General features: G+C 57.1%; 26 protein-coding genes. 15 read left to right on the forward strand and 11 right to left on the reverse strand.

Annotation, left to right across the window (positions count from 1 at the left end; translation table 11 throughout):
• The first annotated feature begins 44 nt into the window (after window positions 1-44).
• The 11 genes from AB7M22_RS14905 to AB7M22_RS14955 all read left to right on the forward strand — a co-directional run bounded on the left by AB7M22_RS14905 (window position 45) and on the right by AB7M22_RS14955 (window position 8,371).
• Window positions 45-1,748, forward strand: a complete 1,704-nt coding sequence (locus AB7M22_RS14905; protein ID WP_454186885.1) for an ABC transporter ATP-binding protein/permease — start codon at window positions 45-47, stop codon at window positions 1,746-1,748.
• Window positions 1,749-1,801: 53 nt separating this feature from the next.
• Complete coding sequence (locus AB7M22_RS14910) at window positions 1,802-1,999, forward strand: hypothetical protein (protein ID WP_454186886.1); 198 nt, start codon at window positions 1,802-1,804, stop codon at window positions 1,997-1,999.
• On the forward strand, window positions 1,956-2,156 hold the full coding sequence (locus tag AB7M22_RS14915) for a hypothetical protein (RefSeq protein ID WP_109754737.1): 201 nt from the start codon (window positions 1,956-1,958) through the stop codon (window positions 2,154-2,156). The genes AB7M22_RS14910 and AB7M22_RS14915 overlap by 44 nt, the downstream gene beginning before the upstream one ends.
• A gap of 99 nt (window positions 2,157-2,255) precedes the next feature.
• Window positions 2,256-3,047, forward strand: coding sequence for a LexA family transcriptional regulator (locus AB7M22_RS14920; protein ID WP_454186887.1), 792 nt, complete (start codon window positions 2,256-2,258; stop codon window positions 3,045-3,047).
• A 156-nt stretch (window positions 3,048-3,203) separates the two neighbouring features.
• The gene (gene yecR / locus AB7M22_RS14925; protein ID WP_008067063.1) at window positions 3,204-3,734 is read left to right on the forward strand and encodes a YecR family lipoprotein; all 531 of its coding nucleotides are present in this window, start codon (window positions 3,204-3,206) and stop codon (window positions 3,732-3,734) included.
• A gap of 319 nt (window positions 3,735-4,053) precedes the next feature.
• Complete coding sequence (locus AB7M22_RS14930) at window positions 4,054-4,728, forward strand: polysaccharide lyase family 7 protein (RefSeq protein WP_454186888.1); 675 nt, start codon at window positions 4,054-4,056, stop codon at window positions 4,726-4,728.
• A gap of 271 nt (window positions 4,729-4,999) precedes the next feature.
• Window positions 5,000-5,359 (forward strand): hypothetical protein, encoded by a 360-nt coding sequence (locus tag AB7M22_RS14935; protein ID WP_454186889.1) that lies wholly within the window; start codon window positions 5,000-5,002, stop codon window positions 5,357-5,359.
• A 195-nt stretch (window positions 5,360-5,554) separates the two neighbouring features.
• Complete coding sequence (locus tag AB7M22_RS14940; RefSeq protein WP_454186890.1) at window positions 5,555-5,818, forward strand: hypothetical protein; 264 nt, start codon at window positions 5,555-5,557, stop codon at window positions 5,816-5,818.
• 271 nt (window positions 5,819-6,089) lie between these two features.
• Entirely contained in the window at window positions 6,090-6,830 is a 741-nt protein-coding gene (locus AB7M22_RS14945; RefSeq protein WP_454186891.1) for a hypothetical protein, read from the forward strand.
• A gap of 276 nt (window positions 6,831-7,106) precedes the next feature.
• Window positions 7,107-7,799, forward strand: coding sequence for an SOS response-associated peptidase family protein (locus tag AB7M22_RS14950; RefSeq protein ID WP_454188817.1), 693 nt, complete (start codon window positions 7,107-7,109; stop codon window positions 7,797-7,799).
• A 155-nt stretch (window positions 7,800-7,954) separates the two neighbouring features.
• On the forward strand, window positions 7,955-8,371 hold the full coding sequence (locus AB7M22_RS14955; RefSeq protein WP_454186892.1) for a CBS domain-containing protein: 417 nt from the start codon (window positions 7,955-7,957) through the stop codon (window positions 8,369-8,371).
• 196 nt (window positions 8,372-8,567) lie between these two features.
• Here AB7M22_RS14955 and AB7M22_RS14960 read toward each other — a convergent pair whose 3' ends face one another.
• A complete protein-coding gene (locus AB7M22_RS14960; RefSeq protein ID WP_454186893.1) occupies window positions 8,568-8,822 on the reverse strand; it encodes a hypothetical protein in 255 nt (84 codons plus the stop codon).
• A 649-nt stretch (window positions 8,823-9,471) separates the two neighbouring features.
• Window positions 9,472-9,666, reverse strand: coding sequence for a hypothetical protein (locus tag AB7M22_RS14965; RefSeq protein ID WP_008012342.1), 195 nt, complete (start codon window positions 9,664-9,666; stop codon window positions 9,472-9,474).
• A 188-nt stretch (window positions 9,667-9,854) separates the two neighbouring features.
• On the opposite strand from AB7M22_RS14965, the gene AB7M22_RS14970 reads away from it, so the two are divergent.
• Entirely contained in the window at window positions 9,855-10,049 is a 195-nt protein-coding gene (locus AB7M22_RS14970) for a hypothetical protein (protein WP_008074997.1), read from the forward strand.
• A 264-nt stretch (window positions 10,050-10,313) separates the two neighbouring features.
• Here the strand turns inward: AB7M22_RS14970 and AB7M22_RS14975 are convergent, their stop codons facing one another.
• The 3 genes from AB7M22_RS14975 to AB7M22_RS14985 form a co-directional block, all read right to left on the reverse strand.
• Window positions 10,314-10,544 carry a hypothetical protein gene (locus AB7M22_RS14975; RefSeq protein ID WP_454186894.1) on the reverse strand — a complete coding sequence of 77 codons (231 nt, stop codon included), beginning with the start codon at window positions 10,542-10,544 and terminating at the stop codon, window positions 10,314-10,316.
• Window positions 10,545-10,637: 93 nt separating this feature from the next.
• Window positions 10,638-10,874, reverse strand: coding sequence for a hypothetical protein (locus AB7M22_RS14980; protein ID WP_454186895.1), 237 nt, complete (start codon window positions 10,872-10,874; stop codon window positions 10,638-10,640).
• Between the two features lie 99 nt (window positions 10,875-10,973).
• Window positions 10,974-12,200, reverse strand: coding sequence for an RtcB family protein (locus tag AB7M22_RS14985; RefSeq protein WP_008012350.1), 1,227 nt, complete (start codon window positions 12,198-12,200; stop codon window positions 10,974-10,976).
• A gap of 91 nt (window positions 12,201-12,291) precedes the next feature.
• Here AB7M22_RS14985 and AB7M22_RS14990 point away from each other — a divergent pair, with 91 nt between their 5' ends.
• Together AB7M22_RS14990 and osmE are read left to right on the forward strand one after the other, a co-directional pair.
• Entirely contained in the window at window positions 12,292-12,531 is a 240-nt protein-coding gene (locus AB7M22_RS14990; protein ID WP_008012353.1) for a hypothetical protein, read from the forward strand.
• An 11-nt stretch (window positions 12,532-12,542) separates the two neighbouring features.
• Entirely contained in the window at window positions 12,543-12,902 is a 360-nt protein-coding gene (gene osmE / locus AB7M22_RS14995) for an osmotically-inducible lipoprotein OsmE (RefSeq protein WP_008012357.1), read from the forward strand.
• 53 nt (window positions 12,903-12,955) lie between these two features.
• On the opposite strand, the gene AB7M22_RS15000 is transcribed toward osmE, so the two are convergent.
• On the reverse strand, window positions 12,956-13,159 hold the full coding sequence (locus tag AB7M22_RS15000) for an SPOR domain-containing protein (protein ID WP_007895567.1): 204 nt from the start codon (window positions 13,157-13,159) through the stop codon (window positions 12,956-12,958).
• A 221-nt stretch (window positions 13,160-13,380) separates the two neighbouring features.
• Here AB7M22_RS15000 and AB7M22_RS15005 point away from each other — a divergent pair, with 221 nt between their 5' ends.
• Window positions 13,381-13,743, forward strand: coding sequence for an NUDIX hydrolase (locus AB7M22_RS15005; protein ID WP_454186896.1), 363 nt, complete (start codon window positions 13,381-13,383; stop codon window positions 13,741-13,743).
• A 12-nt stretch (window positions 13,744-13,755) separates the two neighbouring features.
• Here the strand turns inward: AB7M22_RS15005 and AB7M22_RS15010 are convergent, their stop codons facing one another.
• The 5 genes from AB7M22_RS15010 to benA all read right to left on the reverse strand — a co-directional run bounded on the left by AB7M22_RS15010 (window position 13,756) and on the right by benA (window position 18,297).
• Window positions 13,756-14,454 carry an alpha/beta hydrolase gene (locus AB7M22_RS15010; protein WP_454186897.1) on the reverse strand — a complete coding sequence of 233 codons (699 nt, stop codon included), beginning with the start codon at window positions 14,452-14,454 and terminating at the stop codon, window positions 13,756-13,758.
• A gap of 40 nt (window positions 14,455-14,494) precedes the next feature.
• The gene (locus tag AB7M22_RS15015) at window positions 14,495-15,268 is read right to left on the reverse strand and encodes a 1,6-dihydroxycyclohexa-2,4-diene-1-carboxylate dehydrogenase (RefSeq protein ID WP_454186898.1); all 774 of its coding nucleotides are present in this window, start codon (window positions 15,266-15,268) and stop codon (window positions 14,495-14,497) included.
• Between the two features lie 155 nt (window positions 15,269-15,423).
• Complete coding sequence (benC, locus tag AB7M22_RS15020; RefSeq protein ID WP_454186899.1) at window positions 15,424-16,437, reverse strand: benzoate 1,2-dioxygenase electron transfer component BenC; 1,014 nt, start codon at window positions 16,435-16,437, stop codon at window positions 15,424-15,426.
• A 10-nt stretch (window positions 16,438-16,447) separates the two neighbouring features.
• Window positions 16,448-16,936 carry a benzoate 1,2-dioxygenase small subunit gene (gene benB, locus AB7M22_RS15025; RefSeq protein WP_007895555.1) on the reverse strand — a complete coding sequence of 163 codons (489 nt, stop codon included), beginning with the start codon at window positions 16,934-16,936 and terminating at the stop codon, window positions 16,448-16,450.
• Window positions 16,933-18,297, reverse strand: coding sequence for a benzoate 1,2-dioxygenase large subunit (gene benA, locus AB7M22_RS15030; protein WP_454186900.1), 1,365 nt, complete (start codon window positions 18,295-18,297; stop codon window positions 16,933-16,935). Before benA ends, benB begins: the two co-directional genes overlap by 4 nt.
• Window positions 18,298-18,427 lie beyond the last annotated feature (130 nt).

Here is an 18,427-nt window from a genome sequence, read left to right on the forward strand (position 1 = left end):
AACACGGCGGGTCAACCCCCGAGTTTGCCAGGCAGGACGCTCTGATGTTCATCCAAGATATGAAGTTGCTGGCCGCGCCTTACTGGTCGGCTCAAGGCCGTCGCCGCGCCTGGCTGACCCTCGCCCTGGCCATGCTGGCGGTGGCCGGGATCATTGCGATCCAGGTGCGCTGGAACGAGTGGAGCCTGGGCTTTTACAACTCGTTGCAAAGTCTGGACGCCGCCGCGTTCGGTTATCACGTCGTGGAGTTGCTGGTGCTCGACGTCGCCTTCATCGCCTGCACCATGGCCAAGTTCCAGGTGCAGCAGCGCTTGCTGATCAGCTGGCGAGAAAAACTCACCCAGGCCTTTCTCGGCAAGTGGCTCGACAGCCAACGCTACTACCGCAGCCGCTTTCACAGCGTGACCTACGACAACCCCGATCAGCGCATTGCCGAGGACTGCAAGATCTTCGTCGAGCAGACCCTGGACCTTGGCCTGAACCTGCTACAGGCGATCATTCTGGTGGTGCTGTTCAGCATGATCATGTGGCGCATTTCCGGCACGCTGGAGTTCGAAGTCGCCGGACATGCCGTCGCCATCCCTGGCTACATGTTGTGGCTGGCATTGATTTACGCGGTGATCGGCAGTGGTATTGCGCACTGGATCGGCAAACCGCTGATCGGGCTGAATTTTATGCAGCAACGCCGTGAGGCGGATTTTCGTTTCGGCCTGACGCGTTTGCGCGAAGACGCAGAAAATGTAGCCCTTTCCCGTGGCCAGGGTTGGGAAAGCAAGCAATTGTTGGGACAGTTGGGACTCCTGTTGAGCAACTACTCGAGGCTGGTCCGCTCGAAAAAACACCTGCTGGGGATTAATGCGGCGTATGAGCGATTCGCCTTTACCTTGCCGCTGCTGCTGGTGTCACCGCGCTTCTTCTCGCGAGAAATTCAACTGGGGCAACTGACCCAGATCGCTTCGGCATTCGGCGAAATACAGGCCTCACTGTCGTTTCTGATTCGCAGCTACCCGCAAATCGCCGAATGGCGTGCGACCAAGACTCGCTTGTGCAGTTTCTGGCGTGAACTCGAGGCATTGCCCGCCCCGGTCGACCCCGTCACCCGTCGTACTCCCGGCCTGCGGTTGCATGACTTTGCACCGCTTAACGAGCACGGTTTACCGCTGTTCGAGCCGCTGACGCTGACCTTGGCTCCCGGCGAACGACTGTTGCTGCGTGGACCTTCCGGCGCGGGCAAAACCACCCTGCTCCGCTCGCTTGCGGGGTTGTGGCCACGGCACCAGGGCAGCGTCGAACTGGACCGCGAGGGTCTACTTATCTTGCCGCAGAGGCCTTATCTGCCCAATGGTTCGTTGCATGAACTGTTGCATCAAACCGGCGAGACCGGTGCTATCGAAATCGACGAAGCACGCCTGGAAGCCGTGCTCAAACTGACAGAGTTGCAGCACTTGCCGTTGCACAGCACCGATGACTGGAGCCGGCGTTTGAGCCCCGGCGAGCAACAGCGCCTGGCCATGGCCCGCGCCTTGCTGATTCGGCCACCCTTGCTGTTCCTCGACGAAGCCACTTCGGGCCTCGACGACAGTGCCGAGCGACGGTTGTACGAAGCGCTGGCGGCAACCGACATTACGCTGGTCAGCATCGGCCATCGCGAAAGCCTCGGTGCGTACCACACCTGCGTGATCGATGTGGTGCCAGTGGCTTTGCCCTCCGCGCCCAAACCAATTCCCTCCACCACTCTGGAATTCTGAGATTATTGATATCGTTGCCAAAAAAGTGCCTGGCGTTTTTCGAGCCTGACTGCGTGCCTGCCCTGCGTTCAACACGCTCAGGCGAACAGGACTACACCTTCCAACAGATCCAGGAGCACCAGATCAGCATCATCGGACCACGTGTTATGGTGGGCGACGTATTCACGCTGAAGCTGATGAAGCAATGCCCTGAAGAAGGGTTGATCAATGCCAAAGAAACATCAGGAAAACAAAGCAGCGACTGCTGCTGACATTGAGCGCTCTATCCAGGCGCTGAACAAAATGGCTGAACGCCTCTGGGGCGATGGCCGGGAAGCTGAGGCGAAAGCCCTCCTCGATGCCTTGGATGCGTTAAACCGGGCGCTGGATCGGATCAGGATTGGAGAGAGCCGCAGGGTTCTTCATTGAGCGATCTGCCACGCATAGCAGCAGAGCTGCTTTTGTGCGCTGAAAGCTACTATCAGCGCTACTTGCAGAAATATCAGTTCTGCTAATACTCTTGTCGCCATGAAAACACGCCGCCCCCTTACCCCTGAAGAAGTCGCCGAGAGCACCAGGCTCAAGGCTATTTACGACCAGCGAAAGTTTGCTGCCAAAGCGGCTGGATCAAATCTCACTCAAGCGGATGTGGCTGAGGCTTGTGGCTGGTCTGGCCAAAGCGCCTTCAGTCAGTACGCAACCGGCAAGGTTCCACTGAACGTCGAGGCACTCCTGAAACTGGCGAAAGCCTTGCGCTTCGATGCCAGCGAAGTGAGCCCACGCCTGATGTCGACCATTGCCAGCGTCCAGTCTTCCGAGCGCATTCAGCCAAGCGTAATGATGTCGGACATCCAGCCTTGGGATGACGACACTCCCCTGGATGACGATGAGGTCTACGTTCCCTTCCTGCGCGAAGTGGAACTGGCGGCCGGATCAGGCCGTTTCGTGATTGAGGAAAGCGACAGTGCCCGGCTGCGCTTTTTCAAGAAGGACCTTCGCCATAACGGCGTTCAGTTCAGCAACGCGAAGTGCGTGGTTGTCAGCGGCAACAGCATGCTGCCAGTGCTGCGTGACGGCGCAACCGTAGGCATTAACGTCGGCAAGAGTTCACTGGGCGATATCGTTGACGGCGACATGTACGCCATCAACCACAACGGTCAGCTGCGGGTGAAGCAGGTTTACCGCCTACCGACAGGCATCCGCCTGCGCAGCTTCAATCGTGACGAGCACCCGGATGAGGACTACACCTTTGCAGAAATCCAGGAACAGCAAATCGTGATCCTGGGCCACGTGTTCTGGTGGGGAATGTTTGCTAGGTAGTCCTCCCCTACACAAGCGCCAGAAACGGCGCAAAGACAGAATGAAGAAAGTAGCCTCCGTTTGTTGTTGAAGACTACAGAACGCTCGGCATCCGCCTACAGTACAGGAAGGAGCCGCGGTGTTTGCGGACTGCACCAAAAATGAACGGAGTCCAATATGACCTTCTCAGCATCGAACCCAGCTACGCGCAAGTTATCGGTAGCTCTCGCTTTCGTGTTGTCAGCAACCCTCGCTGGTTGCGCCACCAACAAGGACTTTTACGCCAAAGGGGGAAGCCGAGCTGATGGCGTCGTTGATATGGCGTATGACTTCCAGCAGTTTGAGACCCCTGTGGTTCGAATCGAGCAAGCCCAGAGTATCGCTAAATCAAAATGCGCGATGTGGGGTTACACGGATGCAGAGGCATTTGGAGGAAAAACCCAGCACTGCAACCAGATGAATGGCTACGGGACCTGCATTGCAGGTCAGATGGTTGTCCAATACCAATGCTTGGGCAACATCAACACCTCCAGCCCTTCCACTACACCGGCCGCGACCGCACCCGTTGCCGATGCAGCAGCAACTTCTGCTTCAGGCGGGCCACTCAGCAAGGATCAGTGGAAGCTGCAGCAAATTCAGCAATTGAACAAATCTGCACCGTCGTATGAGGAGTACCAAAAGCGGTACCGGGCCATCATGGAGCAATAATAAACCTTCCCCTTCAACGCGCATTTGAAATGTCGGCGACCCGACTTCAGGCGCAGAACGACACTCTGCAGGATCCGTCATCGATTAGAAGCCCGCCAAGCGCGGGCTTTTTTGTGCCTTTCAAAAACATTATTAGCAGCGCTATTTACTTTAAATATCAGCACTGCTACTTTTAATTGCAAGTCAAGACAACACCGACCCAGCAACGAAAGCATCACTTCTGCCCATTCATCGAGTGGGCAGTGGGATGTAGGCCTACATCAAAAGCGCAAGGCTCAACGGAGCAAAAGGTGACATCAATGAATTAAGGAAAATGACCATGACCGTAGACATCAGCAACTACACAATCGCTACACCGCTTCCTATCTCCGAGACCAACCCCATCGCACTTGAGCTCATCGGCTGGCGGGCACTGCTTGAATGTCCGGAAGTCATTTCGATGCTTCCAGATGGCTCGCTGCAAATGACGGCACCGACACTCGGCGCTTCGAGCAAAAGCACGCAGCGGACGCGCTGTGAGTGGAAGGAGCCGGGTTATTGGCTGTTCGCCAGCGCTGCTGACCATTGGAACCGACAAGAAATGCGGCTGACGAAGGTCAACTCGCTGCAGAAGGTCGTGATCAGCCAGATTCATGTGCAGGGTTCAGAGCGACCACCGGTAAAGGTGTTCTGGAACAAAGGCCGGATCACCATGGGGTTCCGGTCGAGTTATCTTCAAGAAGACCCAGTGAACACGACGGTTCTGGAAGACGTGCCGCTCGGTGCACTGTTCAAAATCAACATTCACGCCAATTCGAGCGGCGCTGTCTCCGTTTCGGCGAGCTGCAACGGCGTCAAATCGACCTCCGCAATCATGCGCCTCGACAACACCTGGGACACGAAAACACTGGCCTTCCACGGCGGCGTGTACAACCAGATCGATTACTCCGACACCACCGACCCCGAAGACGGTTCGGTGTGCATCATCAGCGACCTTTCCATCACCCACGCTTGATATTAAATCGGACCCTGTAGGAGCCAGGCTTGCCGGCGAAGACGTCCTTAAGAGCGCCTTCGCCGGCAAGTCGGATCGCCGCACCGCTGGCTCCCACGAAAAGCGGATCAACTCATTGCGGGCAGTTTGGAAGTCATCCCCCCCTTGTCTGTAGTAATGACCGCATCAAGGCCCCAGTCACCAGGCAGATGCCATATCGAGCGACTTCCCTCCCCCATCACGATCCTGCAGCTAAGCTCCTAACGGCTGAACAGACTAGGAGTCGCCACTCATGCTCAATAAAAATCCTTTCCCAAGCGTTGGGGCACCAGACCATCCAACCCTGTCGACATGGGACGATCAAAACGCCGCAACATCCATCGATGGCGACGCGTTTACCGCCCCGCCCGCCTTGACCAACGCCGAACTGGTTCACTTGCGTGTCCGGGTGATTGCCCTGGAAAACCTGGTCATCGCGCTGCTGGCAGAAGGTTCGGAACGTCAGCTCGCCATTGCCCGGGACATGGCCGACTACATTTCCCCCAGACCCGGTTTTACCCAGCATCCCTTGACCGTTCATGCGGCGGCACAGATGACCCACAGCGTCGAGCGCGCCCAGCGATTTCGCCAGCGTGACGAGCCATCGGTTTAATTGGACGCTGGGGATGACAGGCCAAGGATCACGCGACACCGGTCCTGTGCGGCGCGATCAGCCAGGCTATCGGACACAAGTTCGACTTCGCGCCATTCATCGATAATACTCAACAATCGAAAAGTGCCTGCCAATAGTCAAAACAATACCCCGGCATCAGGGGATTTCAGAACGTGTAGTAATGGGTTCAAGCTTATGAAAGATATTTATCTGCTGATCGAGCATGGAATGGATCAGGGTGAAGTTTATGTACTTGGCTGGTTCGATGATGAGAAAAGGGCCAAGGAAGTGGCCGAGGAGAAGGAATGGGAGGTGTACCGCGCCAGCTTGAAAACTGAGCATCCCTGGTCAAATCACAAACCGCTGTCGCCAGACCAGACTAAATATCGTCGTTTCTGGATCAAAGAGATTTCCAGATTTGATCATGTCCCGGTACCCAGGTCCCCGGCGGTTCATTGACCCCCATCCGACTTCGGCTGCTCAACAACTGAATTGTCAATTTACCTTCCAACGGTGACCTCCCGGACGTACGCCTGACAAGCAGCCAGCGCAATCAGTCCTCGGTCGCCGGTGTCGGTGTCGGTGATTCCGATAATTCCAAATCCACGGTGGCAGAAGCCGGCCACTGCTGAAGCCGAACTCTTTCACCGGAATAAAAACCCGCTCAGTGGCGGGCATATGGCTCCGTGCTATCGGAGCGCGCTCTACGATCGTGACAAAGGATGGAACCGTGGCAAAAACAAATATCGAGCGCTTCGCGCTAGTATTTCTGGTTTTCTGCACAGCATCGGCAAACGCAGAAAACTTTAAAGTTTCCCCCAAAAGCGAAGCGTTGTACTTCAAAGCATTACCCTACCTTGAAGAGATCGACAAAGAAGACAATGAGTTCTTCAAAAAACATCATCAACGCGCTGCTGAAGTGAAACCTTCCGAGGAGCAAAAAAAACAATATAGAGAACGATTGCAATCACTTCTCAACGAAGGAATCCCCCTGATCAAACAGTCAGCGGATGAGGGCAACCCAGCTGCACAGTACCGCCTGGCCTGGATATCCTCGCGCTTTGATCCTCGCGACCAGGTTGCCAATAAAGTCTGTGCGCTGCTGAAAACCAGCCTGAGTCATGGCTTTACCCCAGCCGGCCTGCAGATGATCTCGTATTGCTTTGATTATGTCGAAACAGCTGAATTCCGATCGCTGATCGATGCCTTACCCAATGCTGAGAACCTATATGGCAAGTACTACCCGCAGCCGACGATGCTACCGAGCTGCGATAGACTGCACGGCTCCCAAGACAACGATGTAATCGTCTCGCTCGATGAAAAAGGTATTCGCGCCAACCTCTACATGTCTGTCGCTACTCAAATGTCGAGGCAGAGTCTAAAACAGGAAAATCTTCGCTATCTCCAAAAAGCCGCCCAGTATGGATGTAACACCGCAATAGAAAGGCTTAAGACTTCGACCGGCAGTTGAAAAATAACGTCTTGAATAAAAATCAGAAATTGCGGTGTGTCAGGCAGACTGCATCTGTCGGACTCACGACTGCTACGCAGCCGAACGCAGCCTCGCAGGCTCGGCAGCTGCTACATAGATTGCGTCGTGGCTGAAATTGCTTAACTGACTGGCCGGGTTCAGATATTGGCGTGTCGGGGGATCGTGAAGCTGACCGGCTTCGCGATATGTCAGATCGCCTCATGGATCGCCCTGAAACTATTGTCTAAGCTCAGGATTAAGCATGAGGGCTCAGCCATGTGCGGACGACTTTCGCAGTATCGAGGCATTCACGAGTTCGTGGCGGCGCTGAGTATGCCCAACGCCCTGGTCAACAATGCTGGCGATCAGCCGCTTGAGCTCTACAACGCCGCGCCGTCGACTCAGCTCGCCCTGTTCCACGAGGAAAGCGGCATGCTGCACGCCGACAAGGTTCGTTGGGGCTGGCGACCGCACTGGGCCAGGGATCATGCGACACCGATCAACGCCAGGGTTGAGAAAGTCGCCCACGACCCATTCTTCAAGGAAATATGGCCGCACCGGGCAATCATTGCCATCGACAACTGGTTTGAATGGGTTTACGAGGGCGGTCCGAAGAAACAGCCTTACCTGATCCGTCGCAAGGATCGCGCGCCGATCCTGTGCGCCGCAATTGGTCAGTATCCAAGGTACGAAAAGGAGCCGGACGAGCATGACGGCTTCGTGATCATCACCGCGGACAGTGAAGGCGGCATGGTGGATATTCACGACCGTCGGCCAGTGACGCTCAGCCCCGAACTGGCCCGGGAATGGATTGATCCCTACACGCCCAAGGAGCGCGCCGAACAGATACTCCTGCAGCAAAGCGAACCTTGCGACGTCTTCGAATGGTTCAAAGTGGACATGGCCGTGGGCAATGTGAGGAACCAGGGCTCAGAACTGATAGAGCCTATCGACGGCCTGAGCACATGACTCGCCCCCGGACTCACCCCGCCTATACGAATCCCCAGTGACGCCCCGCCAACATGACGAGCGGGGATAAAACAATCTGAACCCGCACGTCCCCTCCAAGTCGAAAAAATTGGCAGCCCTTAATTACTGAAGCATCACTTTAAAGGAGTCTCTTCATGAAGATTTCGGAAGTTATGACGAAAGATGTTTTAACAGCCAAGCCAAGCCAGACGATCCAGGAGGCCGCGAACATGATGGCCAGGATCGATAGCGGCGCCATCATGGTTGAGGAGCAAGAGCGTCTGGTTGGCATGATCACGGACCGGGATATAACCATTAGAGCCGTAGCCGAAGGACTCACCGGCAAAACCCCTATCAGCAAAATAATGACTGGCGGTATCCGCTATTGCTTTGAGGATGAAGACATAGAGCATGTGGCAAAGAACATGGCGGACGTGCAACTGCGTCGCCTGCCCGTGCTCAACCGAGACAAGCGTCTGGTTGGCGTCGTATCGCTGGGAAACATTGCCAGCACTCGATCTCAATCCGCCGCTGCGACGGTTTTACACGGAGTGGCACAGGCTCATCATTAACCGGGCCGCTTAAGCGTTCATCAGGATTAAAGCTCGCATGGATCTGGCACGCTCGCCTGGCCTGGAATCCCGTTCGAAACCCGGTTTCAGGGTCAGGCGAATCGTTCTGCACACATCCACCGCAACTGTCTCGCAGAGATACCCTTCCCATACCCAGTGCGTTATTCGCTGGGGCGCATGCTTATTACGCGACACATCAGTTGGGCTCGACGAGCAGGTCTTTGTCCTCCGCGCCTAGCGCCGGCTCTTGATCTTCCAACTGGTCGGTTTCACGCTTCTTTTTCAGTCGGGCTCGAGTGCGCTCGGTGTCATAGGTCCTTCCGTCGGCCAAGGCATTCAGGGTTGTTGAAATCCGATAGAAACCACCGCACGGCTCACAATAAATACGCAAGCCACCGCCGAACGAAAGATCTTCCAGCGCATTAGTGTTTCCACAAAGCGGACAGCTCATAGCCACCTCCTGATCATTCAGTTAGCCGCTTTCAGCCCGCCATAAATGCTGACAACCTGGGTAGGTGTGATGACGAATAGCGGGGACATGTTGATATCGACAGGGGCTATCCATGGAGGTTGCTTGTTTTTTTGTCGATAGATCGAGCATTACCTGCGTGAGCCCCTGCAGGAGCTGCCAAAGGCTGCTCCTGCAGAGTCTGCGTCAGCATCGGGGACGGATTCTAATTCGAAGTCAGTGGCTGCCTGGAACGAGTCGGCGCGATGCCCGACCTCTCCTCGGTGTCGCGATGCAATAAGGCAACGTGGTAGTCATAGGTGGATATCAACGGCACCGGCTCATCGATTCGGGACATCTCAAGCCATCGTCTTGTGCGTTCGATGTCAAAGAACTCGTTCTTGAATTTCATTTTCGCCACAAGGTTCGCCGAGACTTTGTAGCGTCCACATCCGGCCGAGCATTTGACTTCTGACCAGTCTCCAGCCGCGTGAACAGCATTAGAGGCAGCCTGACAGATTAGGCACTTCATGTTCGATCTCCGTATCCATGAATTACCAACTGTAGACGATCCGCGACCAAGGAGCGCTCACTTGGCACAAAGATAAGCACATCAAAAAGTGAAGAGCCCAGCGCAATGGCTGGGCTCCGGTTATCTTCTGTTTTCCAGCATCTTATCGGCGAGTGCTTTGGCCCTTTGGATTAACAGATTCTGCCTGTCTTCGTGGGTGGCTTCTCCTACCACCGGTGCCGTCAGATTGCTTTCCGCAATCAACGCGGCACAGAAGTATTGATCCCAAACAACGCTTTGCTCCGACTCCTGTCTATTCATTTGGTCGGCGATCATATGCGGCTCCTTTTGGTGAGGTAGCCTCTTTAGTTTACGCCCGAATCGTAGGCTACCCGCGTCGCGAAGGATGATCGGCACCTCATTGCAATCCGTTCACTGGCGACAAGTCGTTTCCTCAACTAGGATTTTTAGCGCACAGGACTTCGCCCACTGTGTTGTCGGGCGACTCATCAAAGGAGAGATAGATGACATCTACTCGAATTTCCGAGCAAACCTATCGTGGATGGTCCAACCCCATCTTGCTCGAACTCAAGGAGAGAGAACATCAGTTAAGCCCTTCGGCACGCCAGGCCCTGCAAAATGTCCTGGTAGAAAGGAGGCTTCTTGACACTGGCAACCCATCCGGCAGCGATCGGCGCAAGGCTGATCCAGCCGGGTAACGACAGGCATCAATAACGTTTGTCCATCACGCTCACCATCGACGCTGCTGGCTCTCTGCCGGCAGCGCGCTCATAAGCCATTCCAAAATCCAGACAAAAAAAAAGCCCAGGCAGCTGATGGACGCCTGGGCTTTAAAAATGCATAAACCGTGGTGGTGAACGCGGGGCAATATTACCCAATCGCGCGACTTGTAACAAGATATTCTGATTCACTATCCAGTTACTAAATCTCCTAACTCATTAAATGTCCACACTATTTTTAAGTCATCTACTGACTATTCCACTCCCGATGCCATCGATTGCAGCGGAAAAAGCCCCCCGCGCATCGCGCACCAGCTCACGCCATTCGGCGTTGTTGATGAGCCGGGCACCCTCCATTTCATCCGCCGCTTTCAGCAATTTGTCGTAGTGTTCTTCACAATCCATCCCGGCCTCCGGCTCTCTCAAGAGCCGGTACCAGGCATCGAGGGCTGCCTTTTTTCGATCATCATTCATAGCCAAACTCCCGGGGACGGTTTGCTCTTGGAAGTTATTTCAGGAATGACCATTCCTGGATTCCGACATACGGCTGCGACATACGACACGGGTCTATACAGGGGCTTCGCCCTGCCCCGGCTCGGCCCCCGAGCCGGAATCGGGATACGACCTCGCATTCAGGTACGTCATCCATCGCTCGTACGCTTCATGCTGCCATTTCGTGACCCGCTCCCATTCCGTGCCGCTCAACTGATGGGCCGAGATCAGTTTCATCATTTCCGTGGTTGCCGCATCCAGGTCAACGATCAGCTCATGCGCATGGTGTCTGAAATCATCGGTAATCGTCATTTGAGATGGCCTCCCCAGCAAATGAATCATTACCTCAATACGACAGCAGAGCTGTTCATTCGCGTTAATGTTCCCGACCAACGGAAGCACCTTGCCTTCCTACCCCTTCACGCAGACCACCTGTCGCAAGGTGTGCAGCACTTCCACCAAATCACGCTGGGCGTACATGACTTTGTCGATGTCCTTGTAAGCCATCGGAATCTCATCGATGACCGCCGCATCCTTGCGGCACTCCACATGAGCGGTCGCGCGGATCTGGTCTGCGACAGTGAAGGTATTTTTGGCTTTGGTGCGGCTCATGGTCCGACCGGCACCGTGGCTGCAGGAACAGAACGATTGCTCGTTGCCGAGCCCCCGAACGATGAAGCTTTTGGCGCCCATGGAGCCGGGAATGATCCCCAGTTCGCCCTTCTTCGCCGACACCGCGCCCTTGCGGGTGACCAGCACGTCTTCGCCGAAGTGCCGCTCTTTCTGCACGTAATTGTGGTGACAGTTCACAGCCTCCAGCGCGACCTCGAAGGGTTTGCGGATCACTTGCCGCGCGGCCTGAATCACCGCCTGCATCATCAACGCGCGGTTCTGCCGGGCGAAGTCCTGAGCCCAGCCCACCGCTTCGACGTAGTCATCGAAATGCCGGCTGCCTTCCTTGAAATAGGCCAGATCGCGGTCCGGCAGATTGGCGATGTGCTGGCGCATGTCCGCCTGGGCCAATTGAATGAACAGGGTCCCGATGGCATTGCCAACGCCGCGAGAACCGCTGTGCAGCATGAACCAGACGCGGTTGGCCTCGTCCAGGCAGACCTCGATGAAGTGATTACCGGTGCCGAGGGTGCCCAGGTGATGACGATTGTTGGTGCTGGCGAGTTTCGGGTATTTGTCGGTGATCGCCTTGAACCGTGAGCTCAGCGCCGCCCAGGCTTGATCGGCCTGCTGTGGAACGTGATTCCAGGCGCCTTCATCGCGGCGGCCACGGCTCAACGTGCGGCCATGGGGCACGGCCTTTTCGATGGCGCTGCGCAGGCCGTGCAGGTTGTCTGGCAAGTCGGCGGCGGTCAGTGACGTGCGCGCGGCAATCATGCCGCAGCCGATGTCCACCCCCACCGCCGCCGGAATGATCGCGCCCACGGTGGGGATCACACTGCCGATGGTGGACCCTTTGCCCAGATGCACATCCGGCATCACCGCCAGGTGCTTGAAGATGAACGGCATCTTCGCGGTATTGATCAATTGCTGCCGGGCTTCGCTTTCGACCGGCACACCCTCGGTCCAGAGTTTGATCGGCTTGCCGTTGGCGACTTCCAGCAGTTGGTAGACAGGTTGTTGCATGATTTCGACTCTCTTGCGATCAGACGAACATAACGCTCCAGACAGGTAAATGGGATTACTATTTCGTAGCGGGGAATTGCAGGAGGTCATCATGTGGCTTAACGAATATGAACAGCAACTTCGGCGTGACCTGCAAGGCGTGGCGTCGGACCTGAGGTGGTCGGCGGTAGAACTTTTGCGCATCGCCGATCAGTTGCGCCAGGCCGGCAATGACGTGGACGCAGAGGCAACACTAAGGCTGTGCGCGTTGTTCCAGGGCGATGAAGAGCGACTGGCGGGCTATGCTGAAGAAGTAAAAGCAAAATCCATCACTCGAACGAAAGTTCACTAGAGAGCGCTGTCATGAACAAGCCTCTATGCGCGCTGATCGCCGTGCTGGCGGCGTCAGGTGGCTGCAACACGGAATCACACGTTTATCGAGACCAACCGCTGGTCGCCAAGGTCGAGACCGGCATGAGTAAGGATCAAGTCCAGCAGATTGGCGGTCAGCCTGTATCGATAACACCGCGCACGGTGGAACCGGGCACCTGCTTTGACTACAAGCTGACGCAGGCCGGCCATCAGCAACCGTACAATGTCAGCTTCGATGGCACGGGCAAGGTCGACCACAAAAGTTTCATGACCTGCGCGCAATGGAGTCGAGCCCAACAAAAAGCCAGAGAATATTCCCCCTCCACGGGCGGGATGGGCGGCGGTTACTGACCTGTAGCAGCTGCCGAACGCAGCCTCTCAGGCTCGGCAGCTGCTGCAACGCGCTACTTGTCTGATTTGTGGCTACGCGACGCTTTACCCGACCGGGCTCTGTAGGCGGGAAGCGAAGCCGCATAGGCCAGTGCTTCCTCTCTGCTGCCAAAGGCTCCCAGCCGGTCACCTTTGGTGCACACCCGCCAGGGGCCATTGTTCACGCTGAGTACGTCGTAGCCGTTCATGTGCATTTTGGTCAGCATCGGAACGCTCATAGTCACCTCCATTTCGGCAGTGATAGTCCTGAATCGACTCAATTACCTTACACCCGACCTTCACTGAAGTGCCAGCCAGACGTCGCGTCAGGATTCCGGCATTTCATTGCACTTTCAGCTGCGCTGTCGACTCCAACCCTTGAAGCAGACACTTCTGCGGATGTCGGTCTGAATATTGCATTTTTATGACTGTTTTGTGACAAACGGCAGTCGAGTAACCCATGAAAGTACGTGCAACCGTCATTTGCGAGCAGGATCGGCATATTCTCCTGGTGCGCAAACCCAAGTGTCGCTGGACCTTGCCAGGCGGAAAAATCGAGCCTGGCGAAACCGCTGCGGGCGCGGCCATGCGAGAGCTCTACGAGGAAACAGGGCTTGAGGTCGATGACATGCTGTACCTGATGGAATGGGAAACGACCAGCACCCGGCACCATGTTTACGAGGCGTCGGTCGTAAACATCGCAGAGGCTCGGCCACAGAATGAAATCCATGACTGCATCTGGCATCCGCTGGACGCCGTCCAGAACCTGAAAACAAGCGACGCCACGCTCAGAATCGTCAAAGCGTTTCAGCGCCGCTTGTAGGTCGCAGCCTCTCTAGGCTTTGGCCAATGCCGTCGCGGCCTTGTCGATGAACCCGGCAATCTCGGCCGGCATCGAAGCCAGCGACGCATGGCTGGCGTTCAGGGTCAGAATCTCCCTGGCGTTCAGTCGCACCGCCATTGATTGCTGGTTTTGCGGCGCGATCATCCGGTCGTAGGCAGAGACCTGATACCACGACGGTTTATTCTTCCACGCCACTGTGTTGATGGTGTCGCCAAACGTGCTGGCCAGCGGTGCTTTCTGGGTAATGCCCATGACCAACCCGTCGATGGCGGGCAGATCCTGACAGAAGCTTTCGTGGTAAAGCTCAGGCTTGACCCACAAATAGCCATCGCTGTCGGGGGCCAGGTTCGCGGCCGCCGCCGGTGGATGCTGTTGCGTAATGCTCGCGGGACTTTCGCCGACGTCCGGGGCAAACGCGGCGATGTACACCAGCCCGACGACATTCGGTTGATCGCCAGCCTCGGTGATCACCGCGCCGCCATAGGAATGCCCCACCAGCAATACCGGTCCCGACACCTGCGCCACCATTTTGCGGGTGCGCATCACGTCGTCGGCCAGGGAGGTCAGCGGTATTTCGACCGCGCGGATGTTCGTGTAGCCCTTGTGGATCAGTTCGGCGATGACCTTGTTCCAGTGGGCGGCACCGCCCCAAAAACCGTGGACCAGCACAATGGTGGGTTTGTCGCTCATCAGGATGACTCCCGTTCATGGAGGGTGTGTTGCAAACCTGTCAGCCCAGATCCCCGCCACCGACCGGCATGACCATCCCGGTGATGTAGGAGGCTTCGTCGCTGGCCAGAAACAGGATAGCGCTTGCCTGCTCATCCAGCGTGCCATAGCGCTTCATCAAACTGCTGTCGAGGGTCTGGTCGACAATCTGCTGGTACCAGAGCTTTTCCTGAGCGCTTTGTTCCGCGGCATTGCGCGGGATCAGCCGCGGCGGCGCCTCGGTACCACCGGGGGCGGTCGCGTTGACCCGCACGCCACGACCGGCCGTTTCGAACGCCAGGCATGCGGTCAGCGCATTGACCCCGCCCTTCGCCGCACCGTACGGCACGCGATTGACACTACGGGTGGCAATGGACGAAACGTTGACGATGGCGCCGCTGCCTTGTTCGAGCATGAACGGCAGTGCGGCATGGCAACACCACAGCGTCGGGAACAACGAACGGCGGACTTCGGCTTCGATCTGCTGCTCTTCATAGTGCTCGAAAGGCTTGGTCCAGATCGTGCCGCCGACGTTATTGACCAGCACATCGAGGCGATCAAAACGTTCGACAGCGGTGCGCATTACGCGACTGCATTCGCTGTACTGCTCAAGGTCGGCGGTCAGGGCAAGTACCTGGCTGCTCTGCCCCAGTTCCTTCTGGAGTTCGAACACCAGATCGGAGCGGTCGACCAGAATCAACCGCGCACCTTCGGCGGCCATGCGTTCAGCCACGCGCCGGCCGATGCCCTGGGCGGCACCGGTAATCAGCGCGACTTTTTCGTGGAATCTGTTCATGTGTACCTCGTGACGAAGTTTGCCGGTCAGTTAGTTCTGTGGGAGCGTGGCTTGCCCGCGATGAACGATGACACGTAATGCCTGTAAAACCGCGGTGCATTCTTCGCGGGCAAGCCACGCTCCCACAGGATTTTCATCGCTCCCCCCAGCACGGCTCAGGCCGCGCTGGCGGCAAATTTCTCGTAGTAGAAGTTCACCGGCGCAATGCCTTGTTCGCGAATGAACTGGCTGACTGCCTCGACCATCGGCGGCGGGCCGCACAGGTAGACGTCGACGTCGCCCTCGTTCAAATGCCGTGGCTCGATGTGTTGGGTCACGTAGCCCTTGAGCGGGTGCCGGCTGTCGGGATTGGCCACGCAGGCACTGAAGCTGAAGTTCGCAATTCGCGCGGCGAAGGCCTCCAGCCGATCGAGTTCCACCAGGTCAAAATCGTTGGTTACGCCGTAGATCAAATGCAGCGGATGCTCACTGCCCTGCTCGGCGATTTTTTCCAGCATCGCGGTAAACGGCGCCAGGCCGGTACCACCCGCCAACAGCAGCAACGGACGGCGGATGTCGCGCAAATAGAAGCTGCCCAACGGTCCGGCCAGGCTCATGCTGTCGCCGGCCTTGGCCATGCCGGTCAGGAAACTGCTCATCAAGCCGCCGGGTACGTTGCGAATCAGAAAGCTGACTTCGCCGTCGCGCTGCAACGAGCTGAACGAGTAAGCGCGGGTCTGCTCACTGCCGGGCACCCCGAGGTTCACATACTGCCCCGGCAGGAACGCCAGTTTGCTCAGGGCTTCGCCCTTGATCGACAGCGCGATGGTGCTGTCGGACAACTGGCGTACGGCGCTGATGGTTGCGTCGTAACTGGCCTGACGGGTGCGGCAGACATCCGATGAAACCGGCACCCGCACCACGCAATCGCTCTGCGCGCGCATCTGGCAGGTCAGGACAAAACCCTGCTGCGCTTCGTCGGCGCTGAGGGCGTCTTCGATGTAGTCCTCGCCCAAATCATAGCGGCCAGCCTCGGCGAAGCATTTGCAGGTGCCGCAGGCGCCGTCGCGGCAGTCCAGGGGAATATTGATGCCCTGGCGATACGCGGCATCGGCCACGGTTTCGCCGGCGTTGGCGTCGATGAATCGGGTGACGCCGTCTTCGAAATTGAATGCAATGGAATGAGTCATGACGGCCGCCTCAGAGGTGGTAGACATCGATGACCTGGCGAACGTAGTCGTTCTTCAGGATCACTTTCTTGGCCTTGATCAACGGGTTCTCACCGCGCACATCGAGGGTGTAGAAGCTGCTGCCGAAATAGCTGTCGACGGTCTTGTAGCGAAAGCTCAGGGTGTGCCAGTTGAAGCGCACCTTGCACAGCCCGTCAGCCTGTTCGAGCAGCTCGATGTTGCTGAGGTTGTGCGAGGTGCGGGTGTCCGGCACGCTGGCGCTGGAGCGTTCGGTCTTGATGCGGAAGATGCGGTCTTCCAGGCCGGTGCGGTTGCCGTACCAGATCAGCGAGATTTCCCGCTGCGGGTCTTCAGTCAGCTCGTCGTTGTCGTCCCAGGACGGCATCCAGAATGTCGCGTCCGGCGCATACAACTCCAGCCAGTCGTCCCATTGTTTGTCGTCGAGGTAGCGTGCTTCGCGGTAGAGAAAGTCGCGCACCGCGTCATAGGTAATGGTCATTGCACGGCCTCCACTGCAATCAGTTCGGACTGCTCAACGGCCAACGCCTTGAGCATCGTTTGCTGCCAATACTTGTGTTGCAGCACGAACAGGCCTTCGTCTTCGGTACGCACGCCGCTGAGCAGCGGATGCAGGTCGATCTCTTTGGCCGCGTCATCGGCGCCTTCCACCCAATGTTCGGCACCACGGGACATGTCGTTCCAGGCGGTAACGCTGCCCTGGTAACCCGTCTGGCAGGAGCGAAACTCTTCCAGATCGTCCGGGGTCGCCATGCCGCTGACGTTGAAGAAGTCCTCGTACTGACGAATCCGGCTCGACCGGGCGTGGTCGCTTTCGCCTTTGGGGGCGATGCAGTAAATGGTGATTTCGGTGCGGTTGACCGAGATCGGCCGGGCGATGCGGATCTGCGAACTGAACTGGTCCATCAGGTACACGTTCGGGTACAGGCACAGGTTGCGCGAATTCTCGATCATCCAGTCGGCGCGAGCCTTGCCGAAATCCCGGGCCAACTCGTCACGACGTTCGTACAGCGGACGGTCCTCGGGGTTGGCCCAACGGGTCCAGAGCAACATGTGGCCCTTGTCGAAGGAATAGAAACCGCCGCCCTGCTTGGCCCAACTGCCGGCGCTCATGGTCGGGTTGCAATCACCGGCCTCGCGCTGTTTGCGTTGGTTCTGGGTCGCGGCGTAGTTCCAGTGCACCGAGCTGACGTGATAACCGTCGGCACCGTTTTCGGCGGTGAGTTTCCAGTTGCCTTCGTAGATGTAGCTGGAGGAACCGCGCAGCACTTCCAGGCCATCGGCGGACTGGTCGACGATCATGTCGATGATCTTCGCCGACTCGCCCAGATGCTCAACCAGCGGCACCACATCGGCCTTGAGGCTGCCGAACAGGAAACCGCGATAAGACTCGAAACGCGCGACTTTGGTCAGGTCGTGGGAGCCTTCGCAATTGAAGCTCGCCGGGTAGCCGGCCGCAGCCGGGTCCTTGACCTTGAGCAGCTTGCCGGAGTTGTTGAAGGTCCAGCCGTGGAATGGGCAGGTGTACGTGCTCTTGTTGCCGGTCTTGTGCCGGCAGAGCATCGCTCCACGGTGGCTGCACGCATTGATAAAGGCGTTCAGTTCACCGTCCTTGTTGCGCGCGATGAAGATCGACTGACGCCCCATGGTGGTGGTGTAGAAATCGTTGTTGTTGGGGATCTGGCTTTCATGCGCGAGGTACAGCCAGTTGCCTTCAAAGATGTGTTCCATCTCGAGGTCGAACAGCCGCGGATCGGTGAACATCTCGCGCTTGCAGCGATAGATGCCCTGCTCAGGGTCGTCTTCAAGCAGGGAGTGAAGGTATTCGGGTCGCAGGGTCATGGCCGCCGCCTCCATTGTTTTTGTTCAGGCAGGGCCATGCTAGGACGAGAGGATGGGACGGACTATCCGCGGGGTGCAGACCTGTATCCGTTTACTGCAATCCGTTAGTGCTGATGCCCGATCGTTCCCA

The organism is Pseudomonas sp. ADAK2 TE3594 (assembly GCF_053628675.1).

Bases quoted from the DNA above. Each gene is read 5' to 3' on its own strand.
- AB7M22_RS15015 (WP_454186898.1), bottom strand. From the start codon at position 15,268: ATGAACAGATTCCACGAAAAAGTCGCGCTGATTACCGGTGCCGCCCAG.
- AB7M22_RS14990 (WP_008012353.1), top strand. From the start codon at position 12,292: ATGTGGCTTAACGAATATGAACAGCAACTTCGGCGTGACCTGCAAGGC.
- benB (WP_007895555.1), bottom strand. From the start codon at position 16,936: ATGACCATTACCTATGACGCGGTGCGCGACTTTCTCTACCGCGAAGCA.
- AB7M22_RS14985 (WP_008012350.1), bottom strand. From the start codon at position 12,200: ATGCAACAACCTGTCTACCAACTGCTGGAAGTCGCCAACGGCAAGCCG.
- AB7M22_RS14980 (WP_454186895.1), bottom strand. From the start codon at position 10,874: ATGACGATTACCGATGATTTCAGACACCATGCGCATGAGCTGATCGTT.
- AB7M22_RS15000 (WP_007895567.1), bottom strand. From the start codon at position 13,159: ATGAGCGTTCCGATGCTGACCAAAATGCACATGAACGGCTACGACGTA.
- AB7M22_RS14935 (WP_454186889.1), top strand. From the start codon at position 5,000: ATGCTCAATAAAAATCCTTTCCCAAGCGTTGGGGCACCAGACCATCCA.
- AB7M22_RS14965 (WP_008012342.1), bottom strand. From the start codon at position 9,666: ATGATCGCCGACCAAATGAATAGACAGGAGTCGGAGCAAAGCGTTGTT.
- yecR (WP_008067063.1), top strand. From the start codon at position 3,204: ATGACCTTCTCAGCATCGAACCCAGCTACGCGCAAGTTATCGGTAGCT.
- AB7M22_RS14970 (WP_008074997.1), top strand. From the start codon at position 9,855: ATGACATCTACTCGAATTTCCGAGCAAACCTATCGTGGATGGTCCAAC.
- AB7M22_RS14930 (WP_454186888.1), top strand. From the start codon at position 4,054: ATGACCGTAGACATCAGCAACTACACAATCGCTACACCGCTTCCTATC.
- AB7M22_RS14915 (WP_109754737.1), top strand. From the start codon at position 1,956: ATGCCAAAGAAACATCAGGAAAACAAAGCAGCGACTGCTGCTGACATT.
- AB7M22_RS14975 (WP_454186894.1), bottom strand. From the start codon at position 10,544: ATGAATGATGATCGAAAAAAGGCAGCCCTCGATGCCTGGTACCGGCTC.
- AB7M22_RS15010 (WP_454186897.1), bottom strand. From the start codon at position 14,454: ATGAGCGACAAACCCACCATTGTGCTGGTCCACGGTTTTTGGGGCGGT.
- AB7M22_RS14920 (WP_454186887.1), top strand. From the start codon at position 2,256: ATGAAAACACGCCGCCCCCTTACCCCTGAAGAAGTCGCCGAGAGCACC.
- benA (WP_454186900.1), bottom strand. From the start codon at position 18,297: ATGACCCTGCGACCCGAATACCTTCACTCCCTGCTTGAAGACGACCCT.
- AB7M22_RS14955 (WP_454186892.1), top strand. From the start codon at position 7,955: ATGAAGATTTCGGAAGTTATGACGAAAGATGTTTTAACAGCCAAGCCA.
- AB7M22_RS14950 (WP_454188817.1), top strand. From the start codon at position 7,107: ATGTGCGGACGACTTTCGCAGTATCGAGGCATTCACGAGTTCGTGGCG.
- AB7M22_RS14940 (WP_454186890.1), top strand. From the start codon at position 5,555: ATGAAAGATATTTATCTGCTGATCGAGCATGGAATGGATCAGGGTGAA.
- osmE (WP_008012357.1), top strand. From the start codon at position 12,543: ATGAACAAGCCTCTATGCGCGCTGATCGCCGTGCTGGCGGCGTCAGGT.
- AB7M22_RS14905 (WP_454186885.1), top strand. From the start codon at position 45: ATGTTCATCCAAGATATGAAGTTGCTGGCCGCGCCTTACTGGTCGGCT.
- benC (WP_454186899.1), bottom strand. From the start codon at position 16,437: ATGACTCATTCCATTGCATTCAATTTCGAAGACGGCGTCACCCGATTC.
- AB7M22_RS14960 (WP_454186893.1), bottom strand. From the start codon at position 8,822: ATGAGCTGTCCGCTTTGTGGAAACACTAATGCGCTGGAAGATCTTTCG.
- AB7M22_RS15005 (WP_454186896.1), top strand. From the start codon at position 13,381: ATGAAAGTACGTGCAACCGTCATTTGCGAGCAGGATCGGCATATTCTC.